Annotated in this window: 5 protein-coding genes; 2 read left to right on the forward strand and 3 right to left on the reverse strand. The window is 69.0% G+C overall.

Going from position 1 to position 16,441, the window contains the following annotated elements; all coding sequences use genetic code 11:
* Positions 1-38: 38 nt before the first annotated feature.
* The 3 genes from BST11_RS19720 to BST11_RS19730 form a co-directional block, all read right to left on the reverse strand.
* Positions 39-2,228 (reverse strand): acyltransferase family protein, encoded by a 2,190-nt coding sequence (locus BST11_RS19720; RefSeq protein ID WP_372509596.1) that lies wholly within the window; start codon positions 2,226-2,228, stop codon positions 39-41.
* Between the two features lie 125 nt (positions 2,229-2,353).
* Positions 2,354-3,703, reverse strand: a complete 1,350-nt coding sequence (locus BST11_RS19725) for a hypothetical protein (protein WP_142276451.1) — start codon at positions 3,701-3,703, stop codon at positions 2,354-2,356.
* Positions 3,704-3,770: 67 nt separating this feature from the next.
* Positions 3,771-13,481 (reverse strand): type I polyketide synthase, encoded by a 9,711-nt coding sequence (locus BST11_RS19730; protein ID WP_083139597.1) that lies wholly within the window; start codon positions 13,479-13,481, stop codon positions 3,771-3,773.
* 461 nt (positions 13,482-13,942) lie between these two features.
* Between BST11_RS19730 and BST11_RS19735 the strand changes: the two genes are divergently transcribed.
* Together BST11_RS19735 and BST11_RS19740 are read left to right on the forward strand one after the other, a co-directional pair.
* Complete coding sequence (locus BST11_RS19735; RefSeq protein ID WP_244897716.1) at positions 13,943-15,082, forward strand: class I SAM-dependent methyltransferase; 1,140 nt, start codon at positions 13,943-13,945, stop codon at positions 15,080-15,082.
* A gap of 17 nt (positions 15,083-15,099) precedes the next feature.
* Complete coding sequence (locus BST11_RS19740) at positions 15,100-16,359, forward strand: glycosyltransferase (protein ID WP_083139619.1); 1,260 nt, start codon at positions 15,100-15,102, stop codon at positions 16,357-16,359.
* Positions 16,360-16,441: the final 82 nt, after the last annotated feature.

Consider the following 16,441-nt stretch of genomic DNA (forward strand, 5'->3'; position numbering starts at 1 on the left):
ACACACATGCCAAACAGGGCTGGATCGATTGCACGATGTCAACCGTGGGCGAGCGCACGATCGGCCAGCGCCCCGATCACCGGCGCCAACGCTCGGGCGTATTCGAGTGTCATGTGATTGCCGTCGAAGTACACGAGCGTGTTGCCGACGATGGCCGGGCAGCGCTTGGTGCAGAACAGCTCGGTGAGGTCGGCGTAGTGCCCGCCGGCGGCCTGGGTGGCCGCGGACTCGGCGGCGATGCCGGATTCGTTGACCGCCGTCGATCTTGGCGATGAACAGGCGCTCGCTTCGTCGAGGTGCGAGGACAAGCAGATTGGCGCCGCCACGCGCAGGTTCGGGATCGGACCCAATACCAGCACCTGCGCGCCGGCCCGGCGAAGCTGCTGCACCAGGCGGGCCAGGCCGTCGTTCCACACCGGGTCGTAGGAGGTGAAGCCCGGCGTGTAGCCGTGCCCGAAGCCATACCCCCGGTACATGCTGACCACGACCAGCCGCGGGTGCTCGGCCTGCAACCGGTCGAGGACCTGAGCGCGCCACTGCTGGCACAAGGCGTTGGACACCGCGCGGCGGATGGTGTCGGTGATAGGCAAGTCCATCGGTGTGCAGGCGCCCTTTCCCAGGGTCTCCACCCGCCAGTGCCGCTGCGCGGCGATCTGCTGGAACGCCGGGCTCCACATCGTGGCATGCGAGTCGCCGAGCAGGGCCACGGTCGTCGTGGAGGTGGTATCGCCGGTTGCGCACTCGGGCTGTCCGGCTTCGAAAAGATTGCGCAGGCACCCATTCTGAAACACCGCCGCATGTTCGGCCGCCGCGTTCGCGAGCGGCGGGCTCAGGTTCGACGGGACGGCTTCGAGACCAACCGAAGCCGTGACCGCCGCCTGCACCTGCGCGAACGCCTGCTGAACCGCCGCGTCGAAGGCGTTGATGGTGGACCCGGCGGAAGGCGGCGTTGCGGTGATGGTCAGGGCCGCGGCCGCGGGGCCACGCCCCACCGGCACGGGAATCGATGCCAGCAGCGCCACACCCACGGCGACCGCCATCGCGGTGGCGGCGCCGCCGAGCGCGAGGCTGGCAAGGGCGGAGCGGCGTATCGGGGCGGCGAACCGCAGCGGGTTTTCGATGAAACGCAGGGTGAGCGCCGCCAGCCCACCGGAGACGAGGACCGCCGCCAACCTGCCGGCCAGCCCAAGGGGGTGGCCCAGCAACGGCGCCGCGAGCACGACCACCGGCCAGTGCCACAGATACCACGAGTACGACACCCGGCCCATCGCCCGCATCGGCCGCACCGCGAGCGCGCGGCCGCATCCCTGCGACGGCGCGGCGCAGCCGGCGCCGATCACCAGGGCCGCGCCCAGCACGGGCAACAGCGCGGCCAGACCCGGATACGGAGTGGCCGGGCCCAGCTGGGTGCAGGCCAGCAGGATCAGGATGAGCCCGGCCCATCCGGTCAGCGCGGCAGTCCTCGGGGTCAGTCGGCGCCACCGGCCGGCGGTCAGGGCCACCAGGCCGCCGGCGCCCAGCTGCCAGGCGCGGGTGGGCAGCGAAAAGAACGCCACGAAAGGCGCCACGAAGGTGATCGCCAGCGACAGCGCGAAGGACACGCCCGCGACCAGCGCCAGGACGACCAGATAGGGGCGTTTCGAGGAGGTCGCCTCGGCCCTGGTGCGCCGCCGCACCAGCCGGATGAGCAAGGCCGTGCCGAGGATCATGGCCGGCCACACCAGGTAGAACTGCTCCTCGACGCCCAACGACCAGTAGTGCTGGAAAGGCGAACCCGCCCTGGAGGCGGCGAAGTAGTCGACCTGCTGCTGAATGAACCAGTAGTTGCCGACATACAGCGCGCAGGCGATGCCGTCGACGATGACCTGTGGGGCCTGCAGCGGGGGCAGCAGCACGGCCGACGCGATCATGGTGATCACGCCGACTGTTGCCGATGCCGGCAGCAGCCGGCGGGCCCGCGCCCCGTAGAAGCGGCGCATCCGGATGGTGCCGCTGGTTTTCGCCTCGCGCCACAACAGCCCGGTGATCAGGAAGCCCGAGATGACGAAGAACACGTCGACGCCGACGAACCCGCCGCCCACGCCCGGCACGTCGGCGTGAAAGAGGACGACGGCGACCACCGCGACGGCGCGCAAGCCCTCGATGTCAGGGCGGAATCCCACCTTTGCCGAGGGTCGACTCGCTATTACTTCGGTAGGGCTAACACTGTCGGCCGGGTGCAACGTCACCTACCTGAGATGCAAACGGAGGTCGTCGAGTCGAGGCATTATCACACATGTGTTGAGCAGGCCGCGCCGGTTCAGCGAGCAAATCGGGAGCCAGCGCGCGGCCGGCGGTGCGGCCTGCGGCGCGATCAGGGGCAGATCCCCACCCACATCGGGTCGTTCACCAGCTGCGAGCAGTGGGTCACCAGACCCCGCACGGACTGCTCGGTGTTGATGGCGGCGACGATTTGCGATAGGGCAAAAAAGACGATCGCCGCCGCGAAGAAGACCCGGTTGCGTCTGGCGGCCGACCGGGCGGACTCGGGTTGACGGCTCGCGTAGAGCAGATAGACCACGCCCACATCGAAGGAGACTGCGATCCACCACCGGGTCCAGTCGGCAGAGGTTGCGAAAACCGGAAGCAACAATAGCGCCGCCAGGGTTACCCACGAAAGTCGTCCCTGCGCAGCCTGGCGGAACCGCGCAAAGGGCACGCCCGAAATGCGACTGATGACAACCATCGTCAGCGTGAGGATAACCATTCCCGCCACCGTCGACATGATCAAAGGGGCCCAGCCGATCTGGCTGGGTCCGATGAAAGGGGTCTGTCTTGTGGTGACGGTGATGAAGCGACAAGTCCAGTCGTGATAGTCCACGTAGGCGTGGTCGCCGCTCGGAGTGAGACCGGACGCCCAGCGAATGGCCCGGTGCGGCAACCGATCACAGTGCGACGACACGTCTTGCCTTCGCAGCAACGCTATCGCGAGCGCGACGGCCAGGCCCGGAGCCACCGCGAGTAGCGTGCTCAGACGCTGGTGTTTGGCCGAACTGTGGGCCAGAACCACAATCGCCAGGACCGCGCCGAGCGCCTGCAGAAACGGAACCGCCTCGTGGAGCAGCGTCAGCACCGCAATCGTCATGCCATAGATGGCGCTCGTGACGGGTAGCGCTCGGTGCCCCTTCGCCGAGGCGAGCACCACCGCGAACACCGCCAGCGCCGCCTCGCCGATGAGATCGGGAGTCGGCAGCACGACGGCGTGCACAAAGCCCAACGGCAGTATCGGCGTGAGCAGGGCCAGCATCAGCCGGCGTTCGGAGCGGCCGAATTTGACCGCCACCGTCCACGACACCGCCGCGATGCCGACGCCGAACAGCGCCGGCACGAGCCAGCGCAAAATCAACAGGTCGGTGAAGTAGAGGTCGGGGGGAAGGAGGTTCAGAATCTCGCCGCCGAGTCCCCGCCGGACCAGGCCTTGGCTGTAATCGACCGCGTAGTAAGGGAAGAACGGCAAGTTGGGTTGGTAAACGCTCGCGAAAACGACCCAAGACGCCAGGTAGAGCAGCACGAGAAGACCGACGATCGCGTAGGCGAAGCCGCGCCGCTTCGTCGGCTCATCGGGCCGCGAAGCCCTGGGCGGTTCTGCGGTTTGGACGGGCAGGGGGGCATCGAATCCCGCCCGCCTCGAGTGCGGCTCCAGCCGCTCCGCTTGAGGGCTCATGCCGAAGCCCTTGACAGTTGCGACCCCGCATGAAAGGTCACAAGCGGGGCCAGGCGAAACATCAAGGTTAGCAATCGATTTCCGCAATCAGATCGAATTCTGCGAACGTACTCGAGACCATCTCTCGCAGCTCATTTTGGGTGTTGTCCCGGCCGAGAACGTATGCGGAGATCCTGAAGAAGATCTTCCCTCGACTGCGCCCCGAACCCACGAACAGCTGTCCGCCGATGTGCTCGAGCGTGCTTTTCTTGATATCGGGCTCGACGGACCTCATGTACGCATAGTCGGCATCGGTGCCGTCGGGACGGTTCACCGCCGGGGGGAGGTCACCGACGTTGGAGACGGTAACCGGTTGGGTGGCGCCGCCCGCCGCCATCGCTGCGAGCCGCCGGTTCAACCGCCTCGGTACCAAGGGAGCCAGTGGGAATGTCGACAGATACTCCTCATCCGGGTTCTTCATCGCCGCGAGGATTTCTCGGGTGATCTTTTCGTGCATGTCGCCGAGGTCCGTCGTCGCGTGCGTGGGGTCGACTGCGACGTCGACCACGGTGAGCGCATTGCCACGGGTATCGTTTTCGGTCCGAAGCGTCACCGGAAATCGCAGGGTGACCGTTCCGTCGTCGTGGACGCGCCCCGCCCGCACCGCGAGTCTGCACGCGACCGCTGCGACAAGTGAGTTGCTGCTTGCGCCAAGGCGTTTCGCGCGGGAATCCCATTGCGTGAGGTCGACGTATGCGGTCACGCCGGGCACCTCTACCAGCTGATCGTCGCCGACGATTCGGGGGGCGGGTGGTGCCGCCTTGACCGACGAGGTGAACTGTTTGCGGTCGGGCCAGATCTTTCCGGCCGCGGCGGCGACGGCCTTCCTGATGGCGGGCAGTTCTTTGGCGGTTTGCCGCAAGTCCTCGCGCAAGGCCTCCCGGCGGGTGCGCGATCTGGCGGGGGGATAGCCGAAGTCGCGCACCCTGCCCTCGACGGCGTCGGCGATCGCCTGGCCGAGTCCGATCCCGTCGACGAGGGTGTGCGAAACCACCAGGCTTACCGCGGCACCGCCATCCTCGAATGGAAGCACCCCGAGACGCCAGCCGGGTCCCCACTCGGGATCGATGGGCAGGCGCGCCCGCTCGTCGAGCCAGGCGCTCACCTCGGCGCGCGGCCGCGGCGTCGTGGCGATGTCGATGTCCTCCGTCGCCGGAGCCAGGACCCAGTGATCACGCGCGAACGGTAGCGGGGATCGTTCGATCCTGCGTCCCAGCAACCCGCATCCCAGGTTGCGGTGAAAACGCCGCAACGCATCGACGTCGACGGCATGGTCATAGAGCCACGTGAACTGGGTCAGCGTGTCGTGCACGGCCCGCATCGCGAGGAATATCGCCTGGTCCACGTACGCGAGCCTGTTGTCTATGGGCTCATCGGTACGCGTGCCGATCTGAGCCGCCGGCACCGACTGTGCGGCGGTGTCGATGAGGAGATCGGCCAGGTGGGCGGCGAGCGTGGCCGGAGTCGGGTGGTCGAGGGCCACGGTTGCCGGCAGGGACAGGCCGGTGTGTTGGTTGAGGGTGTTGCGTAGTTCCAGGGCGGTCAGTGAGTCGATGCCCAGTTCTTTGAACGGACGGTCGGGATCGAGGGCCGCCGGGTCCGGGTGGGCCAGCACGGCGGCGGTCGTGGCGGTGACCATCGCGGTGAGAGCGTGGCGTTGCTGTTCGGGGGTTTGAGTGGCGAGCTGAGCGCGCAGGCTGCGGGCGCTGGCCGCGCTGGCGCGGGGGCGGCTGCTGACCAGGGTCGACAGGAGCGAGGGCAGGGCGTCGTGGCGTGCTTGGCGGGTCAGCGCGGCGACGTTCAAGGGGCTGGCCAGCAGGTTGGGTCGTTGCGTGCTGAGCGCGGAGTCGAACAGGGCCAGGCCGTGTTCGTTGGTGATGGGGGTCAGGCCGGTGCGGGCGAGGCGGGTCAGGTCGGCGGTGCCCAGGTGGCCGGTCATGCCGCTCGGGGTTTGCCAGTAGCCCCACGCGACGCTGGTGGCCTCGAGTTGGGTGTGGCGGCGGTGGCGGGCCAGCGCGTCCAGGAAGGCGTTGGCGGCCGCGTAGTTGGCCTGCCCGGGGCCGCCCAGGATGCCCGCGGCCGAGGAGAATACGACGAAGGCGTCCAGTTCGCGGTCGGCGGTGAGGCGATGCAGATTCCAGGCGGCGTCGGCCTTGGCGGCCAGGACCGCGTCGAGTTGATCGGCGGTCATGTCGGTCACCGCAGCGTCTTCCAGGAGCCCGGCGGCGTGGAGCACGGCGGTCAGCGGGTGCTGCGCGGGAATGCTGTCGAGCACCGCGGCCAGGTCGGCGGCGTTTGCGGTGTCGCAGGCGGTGACGGTCACGTGGGCGCCCAGCTGGCTCAGGCGCTGCTGAAGTTGCGCCGCACCGGAAGCGGCCGGGCCGCTGCGTGACACCAGCAGCAGATGCCGGACGCCGTAGCGGGTGACGAGGTGTTCGGCGAAGAGCGCGCCCAGCATCCCGGTGCCGCCGGTGATCAGCACCGTGCCCTCGGGGTCCAGCACCGGCTGCGGGATCAGAACGATTTTGCCGGTGTGCATTCCCTGGCTCATGTCGCGGAACGCTTGGGGCGCACTCACCAGGCCGTAGCTGGTGGCGGGCAGCGGCTTGAGCGCACCGGCGGTAAACAGCTCCATCAGCGCCGTCCAGGCCGGCTGTCCGGATTCCGTTGGCGCACTGGACAAGTCGTAGACCCGATAGTCGACCCCGGGATGGGCCGCGGCGATGTCGCCGGCCGCGCGGATGTCGGTCTTGCCGATTTCGACGAAAGTGCCCCCGCGGGGGAGCAATTGCAGCGTCGCGTCGACGAACTCGCCACTGAGGCTGTTGAGCACGACGTCCATGCCCTGCCCGTCGGTGGCCGCCTTGAAGGTGTCGACGAAATCCAGGGTTCGCGACGACGCGATGTGCGCCGCGTCGATCCCGAGTTCGCTGAGCACGTGCTGTTTGTCGGGGTGTGCCGTCGCGAAGATCTCGGCGCCGAGGTGGCGGGCGATCTGGATGGCGGCCTGACCCACGCCTCCGGCTCCGGCGTGGATGAGCACCCGCTGCCCGGCCGAGAGCCCGGCGATCTCGACGAGGGAGACGTAGGCGGTCAAATACACAATCGGCGCGGACGCGGCCTGGGTGAACGACCACCCGGCGGGGACGGGCACCACCATGTTCTCGTCGGTGACCGCGGTGGGTGCGAACGCGTTGTGCGGGAACAGGCCCATCACCGCGTCGCCGGGGCGCAGCGACGCATCGGGCCCCACGTCGAGGACGATCCCGGCGGCTTCGCTGCCCATGCCCTCGTCGGCGATGGCGCCCAAGGCCACGACCACGTCGCGGAAGTTCAGGCCGGCGGCGCGTATCTGAACCCGAATCTGCCCCGGCCCCAACGTATTCGGCGGGTCGGTGGGCAGCAGCGCCAGGTTGCTCAAGTCGCCCTTTCGGGTGGTGCCCAGCTGCCAGGCGGGGGCATCCGGTGGGGCCAGGATCGGGGTGCGGGCCAGGCGGGGGATGCGGGCAACACCGTTGCGCAGGGCCAGCTGCGGTTCGCCGGCCGGTCGTGCCGCGGCGACGGCCAGCAGGTTGTCCCGGCTGGCGGCGGTGTCGTCGGTGTCGAGCGCAATGATGCGGTCGGGGTGTTCGTTCTGGGCGGTGTGGATCAGCGCCCAGACCGCGGCGTGCGCCAGGTCTGGGACACCGTCAAAAGCGCTGACGCTGACCGCATTTCGGGTGACCACCACCAGGCGGGTCTGGGCGGTGTCGGGCCGGGCCAGCCAACCCTGCAGCTGGGCCAACGCGTCGCGGGTCAAACTGTGCACCTGCCGCACCGGATCGGCCGTGGCTTCGGCTTCGGGGGCGTCGGGCAGGAGCCAGATCGCCAACTCGGGACAGGGGGACACCGTCGCCAGGTCGGCGTGGATCGGGCCGTTTGTCAGGCCGGCGGGAAGTCGATCGGGTGAGCCGGTGACGACCGCCCACTCCGGGGCCGTGGCCGCCGGGGAGATGTCGTCGAGCAAAGGCGGCCAGCTGAGTTGGAACAGGCTGTCGCGGAGTCCGGCGACGGTGCTCACCTGCCCGCCGATGTCGGGCAGCTCACGCAACGTGATCGTCCGGATGGTGATGACCGGGGCGCCGGTGGGGTCGGTGGCGCGCAGCTCCCAGATGTCCTCGGCGGCGCGGCTCAGCTGGACGTGCAGCCGGGTTGCGGCGGTGGCATACAGGGCGATCCCGGCGAACGCGTACGGAAGCCGCAACGTCGCCGGGTCGGCCTCACCGGTGCGGTCCAACACGGATGCGATCGCGTGCAGCGCGGCGTCGAGGAGGGCGGGGTGGATCTGGTATCCGGCGACGTCGGTGCCGGCGGGCAGTTCCACCTCGGCGTGGACGACGTCGGGCCGCGCCGGGTCGGTGCCGATGCCGTGTAGCGAGCGGAACACGCCGCCGTAGCCGTAGCCCAGCTGGGCCAGCCGTTCGTAGAAGTCGTCCCGGTCGACGGCCTCGACACCCGGCGCCGGCATGAGCGGGGGGGCGGCCGGCTGGTAGGGGCTCAGCTCACCGCTGGCGTGCAGCGTCCACACGCCGGACTGGCCGCCGGTGCGCGAGTGCACGCTGAACGCGCGCCTCCCGCTGTCGTCGGCCGAATGCACGGCGACCTGCACATCGGCGGGCGCATTGCCCGACAGCCGCATGGGACTGTGCAGGACCAGCTCGTCGATCACCGGGCAGCCGCCGTTCTCGCCGGCCTGCAACACCAGATCGATGAACCCGGTCGCGGGGAACAGCACCGTGTCTCGGACTTGGTGGCCGGCCAGCCAGCCCTGCGTGGCCGTCGACAACCGACCGGTCAACACGACCTGGTCCTGGTCGGCGAGGTCGACCACCGCCCCCAACAGGGGGTGCTCGGCCCGGTCCTGGCCGAGCCCGGAAGCGTCGCCCGCCGCGGTGGGGATCAGCCAGTAGCGGTGGTGCTCGAAGGGGTAGGTGGGCAGCTCGACGGTGCGGGCGTGCGGGTACAGGGTCGACCACGACGGGCCGTGGCCGTGGTTGTGCAGCTGGGCCAGCGCGGTGGCCAGGTTGTCCTGGTCGGGATGGTCGCGGTGCAGCGTGGTGACCACCCCGGACTGGGTGCGCTGGGTCCGTCCCGTGGCCTCGGCCAGGGTGTCGATGATTGCCGGGGCCAGCACCGGGTGCGGGGACAGCTCCACGAACGTGCATTCGCCGGCGGCCAGGCGCTCCACGACGCGGTCGTGGAACCGGACCGGCTCGCGCAGGTTGCGATACCAGTAGTCGGCGTCCATGGTGGTGGTGTCCAGCGGGTCGGCCGAAAGCGCTTGCCCCACGGTGGAATACAGCGGAATGCTGGAGGGCATGGGGGTCAGGTCGTCCAGCTCGGCCAGCAGCCGCTCGCGCACCGCCTCGACCTGGGCCGAGTGTGACGCGTAGTCGACGGCGATCGACCGCACGTGGATTCCGTCGCGCTCGCAGGCCGCGCTGAACTCCTCGATCGCGGCGGGTTCGCCGCTGATGATGGTGTGGGTGGGGCCGTTGATCGCGGCGACGCTCAACGTCTCGCCCCAGGGCTGCAGGCGTGGCCTCAGTTGCTCGGCGGCCAGCAGGACCGAGGCCATCGTCCCGGTGCCGCGCAGGTCGCTCAGCGCCCGGCTGCGCAGCGCCACCACCTTGGCGGCCTCGGGCAACGACAGCACCCCGGCGATGTACGCCGCGGCGATCTCGCCCTGCGAGTGGCCGATCACCGCGTCGGGAACGATGCCGTAGTGGCCCAGCACCTCGGCCAGCGACACCATCATCGTGAACAGCACCGGCTGCACCACGTCGACGCGGTCCACCACCGGGGCGCCCGGCTCCTGGCACAGCACTTCGCGCACCGACCAGCCCGTGAACGGGCGCAGCGCCTCGTCGCAGGCGTCGACGGTGTCGGCGAACACGCGGTGGTGTTCGTAAAGCTCTCGACCCATGCCCGGGTATTGGCCGCCCTGGCCGGGCAGGACGAACACCGTCTTGCCGCGCACGTGGGCCTGGTAGTGGTGCTGGGTCAGCTGGGGGTGGGGTTGGCCGGCGCGCAGCGCATCGAGGGCGTCCAAAAGTTCCTTGCGCGGATCGGCGGCCGCGACCGGCGCGGTGATCACCGCCCGATGCGGGTGGTGGGCGCGAGTGGTGGCCAGGCTGTAGGCCACGTCGATCAGGTCCAGGTCGGGCTGGCTCCCGAGAAAGTGGTGTAGCCGGTCGGCCTGCGCCCGCAGCGCCGCGGGGCCGCGCGCCGAGACCGGCCACATCAGTGCGCCGAAATCGGCGACGTGCCGGGCTTCTTCGGCCGGGGGTTCGGCGGGTTGGTTCGGCGGGGCGGGGGCCTGTTGCAGGATCAGGTGGGCGTTGGTGCCGCTGATGCCGAACGACGACACGGCCGCGGTGCGCGGATGATCGGTGTCCGGCCACGCCACCGCCTCGGTGAGCAGCCGCACGGTGCCGGCCGACCAGTCGACGTGCGGGCTGGGCCGATCGACGTTGAGCGTGGGGGGCAGGATGTCGTGGTTGAGGGCCTCGATCATCTTGATCATCCCGGCGACCCCGGCGGCGGCCTGGGTGTGGCCGATGTTGGATTTGATCGAGCCCAGCCACAACGGGCGCTCGGCGCTGCGCGCGGTGCCGTAGGTGGCGATCAGCGCGCCCGCCTCGATCGGGTCACCCAGGGTGGTGCCGGTGCCATGGGCCTCGACCACGTCCACTTCGTCGAGGTTGATGCCGGCGTTGGCCGCGGCCTGGGCGATGACGCGCTGTTGGGCGGCCCCGCTGGGGGCGGTCAAGCCGTTGGAGGCGCCGTCCTGGTTGATCGCCGAGCCGGCGATGACCGCCAGCACCGGATGGTTGTTGCGCTGGGCGTCGCTGAGCCGTTCCAGGACCAGCACCGCGGCGCCCTCGCCCCAGCCGGTGCCATCGGCGTTGGCGGAGAACGCTTTACACCGCCCGTCGGCCGCCAGCCCGCGTTGCCGGGCGAACTCGGTGAAGATCGCCGGTGTGGTCATCACCGTCACGCCGCCGGTCAGCGCCAGGCTGGATTCGCCCTTGAGCAAAGACTCGCACGCCCAGTGCGCGGCCACCAGCGACGACGAGCACGCGGTGTCGACGGTGATAGCCGGGCCCTGCAACCCCAACGCGTAGGCGACACGACCGGAGACCACGCTGGTGGACGAACCGGTCAGGCCGTAGCCCTCCGCGCCGTCGGAGCCGCCCGCGCCGTATTGCTGTGACCACGCCCCGACGAATACCCCGGTCGGTGAACCCACCAGCGCGGAGGGGTCAATTCGGGCGGTTTCCAACGCTTCCCAGCACACCTCGAGCAGCAACCGCTGCTGGGGGTCCATGGTTTGGGCCTCGCGCGCCGAGATCCCGAAGAACTCCGCGTCGAAGCCGGCCGCGTCCGCCACAAAACCGCCGGCGCGGGTGTAGGTCTTGCCGACGGCGTCGGGGTCGGGGTCGAACAGGTCCGCCAGGTTCCAGCCGCGATCGGCCGGGAACGGCCCCATCGCGTCGGTGCCGCCGGCCACCAGATCCCACAGCGCCGCAGGCGAATCCACCCCGCCGGGGAACCGGCACGCCATGCCCACCACGGCGATCGGCTCGTCCACCCGGACGTGGGTGCCCGCCGCTGCGGCGGCGGCCGGCCCTGCCAGCAACTGACCCAGGTGGGTGGCCAACTCCCCGGGGCTGGGGTAGTCGAAGGCCAGGGTGGGGGGCAGTTCGAGTTCGGTGACCGTTTTGAGCCGGTCGAGCAGCTCGACGACCTTCACCGAGTCGAATCCCAGGTCCCGGAACGTGAGTTCGGGGTCGATGTGCTGGGCGCCGGGGTGGGCCAACACCGTTGCCGCCTGCGAGCACACCTCCGCCAGCAGCAGGTCATGCTGCTGGCGGCGCAGCGTGCGCAGTCGTTGGGCCAGTCCCGCGTCGGCGGGGGCGCTTCCGTCGGCGTCATCAACTGTGTGCCGCTGCGGCGCGCGAATCGGCTCGTCGATGCGGGTGAATTCGCCGTGCAGGTACAGCTGTACGCAGTCCCGTCGCCGGACCTTGCCGCTGGTGGTGAGGGGAATCGAACCGGGTTGCACCAGAACGAGATCCGCCACACTCAAACCGTGCGCCTTCGATATCGCCGCGGTGACGTCACGCCTGACGGCGGCGATCCTCTGCGCGGCTGCCTCCTCGGGCTCGTCCCGCTTCTTGAGTTCGATGATGGTGACCAGTTTGTCGGCGCCGTCATCGCCGGGAACCGCGATGGCCACGCAGCGGCCACGGGTGGTCTCCTGGATCGTCGCCTCGATGTCGTCGGGAGAGTGGTTGCGCCCGTAGACGATCAGGATGTCCTTGATCCGGCCCTTGATGAACAGCTCGCCGTCGGAGAAGAAGCCCAAATCTCCGGTTCTCAGCCACGGCCCTTCGGGTGTGCCGGGCGACGGGGCGACAAGCGTTGCGCCGAAGGTGCGTTCGGTCTCCTCGGGTTTCTGCCAATAGGCGGTGGCGACGTTGTCGCCGTGCACCCAGAGCTCGCCAACCGTTCCGGCCGGGCACTCGACCCTCGTCTCGGGGTCGACGATGCGCACCGCCGGCCACCGGGGCGTGCCGTAACCGACCAGCGGCATACCTTCCCCGCTCGCGCACTGCTTGGCATGGCCGGCGGTCAGTTCCTCGGAGTCGAAACACACGATTTCTGGCGGATGACCCGATTCGCGGGTCGCCACGAAGACCACGGCTTCCGCGAGCCCATACGAAGGCCGCAACGCCTCGGGGTGAAGGTTGAAGGGGGCGAATCGCTCGGCGAAGCGCCGCAGCGTCGCGGGTTGTACGCGTTCGGCACCGTTGAGGATGTGGCGCACGTCGCCGAGGTCAACCCCGGCCAGGTCTTCGTCCGATGTCTTGATCGCCGCCAGCTCGAAAGCGACATTGGGCCCCGCCGAAAACGCGCGAGTGTGGCTTCCCATCAGCTGCATCCAGCGCGCCGGCCGCTGCAGGAACGACGCCGGGCTGGTGACCACGGAGCGCAGTCCCGCCAGGACGGGCAGGACGATTCCCACGATCAGACCCATGTCGTGAAAGAACGGCAACCACGAAACGACCGTGGCGTCCAGCGGAGGGGGCCCGCCGTAATAGGCGGAAATGATCTGGTCGTAGTTGGCCCGGATGTTCTTGTGCGAGACCACGACCCCGGCCGGCGTGCGCGTCGACCCGGAGGTGTATTGCAGATACGCGATGTCCGGCAGGCTTTCCGGCTCGGGGAGGGGGCCGTGCTCAGCGTCCAGGTCCAGCAGGTCGAGCTCGATGATCGACGGCCGGGATTCGATGGGCTGCGCCGAGACGTACCCGGCGATGCTCCCCGCGAGAGCGGACGACGTCAGAACGGCGGAAGGCGACGCGTCGGCCAGGACCGCACCCACCCGTTCGTCGGTCGCGCCGCCCAGCGGCTCAGACAGCGGGACGGCGATCTGACCGGCCTGCAGTGCGCCCAGAAACGCGGCGACGTAGTCGAGTCCCTGCGGCGCCGATATGACAACGCGGTCACCGCTGGACCCGCACGACCTGAGCTCCCGCGCGACATTCAGCGTGCGCCGATACAGCTGCGACCACGTCAGGCTTTCCGTGACGCCGTCCCAGTCCTGCTGGTAATCAACAAAGGTGAACGCCGTCTCGCTGGGCCGCGCACTGGCGTGCTGCTGCAGCACCGCCGGAATGGAGGACTCAATCACGGCGTGACGGCAAGGGGTAGACGGATCGGCCGTCGGCGGCGTCGGCACAGCTCGGACGCGGTTCGCAGAGATGCCGCGGCCGCAGCACGCGCGTGTGGGCGTGATCGGGCCGGGGCCGGCTGCGCCCAGCACGGCCCGGAACCGCGCGCCGACCCGTCAGGCCTTCGATCGGGCCAGCGCTGCCGGTGTGCTGCAAGATCACCAACCTTGGATGAAGAGAACGGGTTCTTCGAGTCCGGGGGATTATTGCACACCTGTCCAACCCATTGGGTATGTTGGCGAATCATCCCGTCATCGCCGTCGGCCCGGGAGCCCTTGGCTGGTCGGGCCGTCAAAAGAGCCGACGGAAGGCGGCCCGGAGTGAGGGTGGAAAACCTGGACATCGCGCAGTACTTCCCCGCCCACGCGGAGGTGTGCGAGATCGCGGGGCCGCGTCAAACCGAGCACCCGGAGGTGAACCGGTGAGCGTAGTCGACAGTCCGACGGTGGACAGTCCGGTCGCAGTGGATCGGACGACGCTTCACGATCTGTGGAAAGCGATCCTCGTCGGCATCGCGATCGTCGTGGCTGGGGCGTGTTACTTCGCGCCGGTGCTACTCGTCGCGCTCGGCGCGCTCGTTCTGCTGCTCCTCGGTGCGCGCGTGGTTTACCGGGGCCGCGACCGCTACATTCCCAACCTCTACGCCCGCGACGTCCGGGTGTACGACGACGCGTACCGCTCGTTCATCGCCCGCTCGCTGTCGAGCCTGCGCAAGTGCAGGATTCGAGGCCACACGTTGTTGTGGGAAGCGTCGCGCCTTCCGAAGCCGAGCCGCCAGGATGCCGACGAGCTGTCGCTGGATTTGGGCGTCTGGCTCGGCTGGTCGACGAGGCTGATCGCCGATGCCACCGGCCGTCGCGTCTTCGGCTTCGACACCTTCGAGGGCCTCGTCGAAGACTGGCAGGTCGACGACCAGGTCGTGTTCAAGCGTGGGACCTTCGCACTATCGGAACCGCTCGCGCAGCGTTCCATGCGCGACACCGGCGTGAGCCTGCACGACGGGTTGCCGGCGGCGCTCGGCCGCGATGTCCAATTCATCAAGGGAAGCACCTACGAGACGCTCGCCCCGTTCCTGGCCGAGCGACCGGAAGCCAAGATCCGGCTTTTCCACATGGATTTGGATACGTATGAGAGTTGCCTGCATGCGCTGGAAACCTGCAAGGACCGCTTTGTCGAAGGATCCATCCTCGTCTTCGACGAATACCTCGTCACCAACGCCGAGATGCGGGCGTTCTTCGAGTTTCAGGACAAGTACGGGCTGGAATGGCGATACCGGGCCTGGGGTCTCGAAGTCATGGAGATGAACCTCGAGATGGTCGTCTCGCGCTGGAAGCGCTTGACGTACTACCTGCTCTGGATCGCCGCGTACTGGTTGGCGGGCGACGGCAGCTATGTCTGGAAGTTCTACCAAAAACGGTTTTGGCGGTTTTGGCTTGGCGCACCGATCGGCGACATCTTCTTCATGCTCGGCGCCGCCGGGCAACGAAAGTCCGTCAGCCTGGAAATCACCGGTCTGGGCAAGTTGAGCGGCGCCCGCCCGTGCGAGCAGAACAACGGATGACGAGCGGCCGGCCCGCGATGAAATTTGTGCTGGCGAGCTGGGGCAGTCGCGGCGACGTCGAACCGAACCTCGCCGTCGGCCGCGAGCTCGCGCGACGCGGGCACGAGGTGTGCATGGCCGTCCCGCCCGACCTGGTCGCATTCACGGAGTCGGCCGGGGTCGCGGCCGTCGGCTTCGGCCCCGAGGCGCGGTCCATTCTCGCCGCGCACCGAGAATTCTGGACCTGCTTCTTCAGCCGCCCCTGGAGGGTCCGCGACCTGATCACGTCGCGCCTGGAAATTTCGGGTCCCCTGCTGCGGGCCTGGCAGGAGATGAGCACGACGCTGGTCTCGCTGGCGGAGGGGGCCGACCTCCTATTCACCGGCATCAATTTCGAGGACGCCGCCGCCAACGTCGCGGAGTATCACGACATTCCGCTGGCCACGCTGCACCACTTCCCGCTGCGGCCCAACGGCGTGACCCTGGCGACCCTGCCGGCGCCGATGGCCCGCGCGGCGGTCACGGCGTTTTGGTGGGCGTCCTGGCGTGCGACGAAGAAGGTCGAGGACGCGCAGCGCCGCGAACTGGGTCTGCCGAAGGCCAACGGGGCGGCGCCGCGGCGGATCACCGAACGCGGATCCCTGGAAATCCAGGGCTACGACGAGGCGCTCTTTCCGGGGCTGGCGGCCGAATGGGCGCAACATGAGCGTCAACGTCCCTTCGTCGGCGCGCTGACGCTCGGGTTGGCGACCGATGCCGACGAAGAGGTCGCGTCGTGGATCGCGGCGGGAACACCTCCCATTTACTTCGGGTTCGGCAGCACCCCGGTCAGATCTCCGGCTGACACGATCGCCATGATCGGCGGGGCCTGCGCGCGGTTGGGCGAGCGCGCGTTGGTCGGCGGCGCCGGCACCGACTTCGGCGCGGTCGCACATTCCGACCACGTCAAGGTGGTGCGCGCGGTGAATTTCTCGACCGTCTTTCCCGCCTGCCGCGCGGTCGTGCATCACGGCGGCTCGGGCACCACGGCCATCGGCCTGCGCGCCGGGGTCCCCACGTTGATCCTTCCGACGGACATCGATCAGACGCTCTCGGGATCCCGCGTCAAGCGGCTCGGGGTGGGCACTTCCCGGCGCTTTTCGACCGCGACCGAGGATTCGCTGGTTGCCGATTTGCGCACCATTCTCGCCCCGGAATGCGTGGCGCGCGCCCGCGAACTCGCGACCCGCATGACCGAGCCCGCCAAGAGCGTCGCCGCCGCCGCCGATCTCCTCGAGGATTTCGCCCGCCCGCGGTGAACCCCGTCGCCTTGCGGGGCCCCCGGTGGCCCCAACGCGGAAGCCGCGAGGTGCGGCCCATCGCCGCAGGTCACCGCGCATA

The organism is Mycobacterium alsense, from assembly GCF_002086635.1.
GTDB lineage: Bacteria > Actinomycetota > Actinomycetes > Mycobacteriales > Mycobacteriaceae > Mycobacterium > Mycobacterium alsense.

Bases quoted from the DNA above. Each gene is read 5' to 3' on its own strand.
- BST11_RS19725 (WP_142276451.1), bottom strand. From the start codon at position 3,703: ATGAGCCCTCAAGCGGAGCGGCTGGAGCCGCACTCGAGGCGGGCGGGA.
- BST11_RS19740 (WP_083139619.1), top strand. From the start codon at position 15,100: ATGAAATTTGTGCTGGCGAGCTGGGGCAGTCGCGGCGACGTCGAACCG.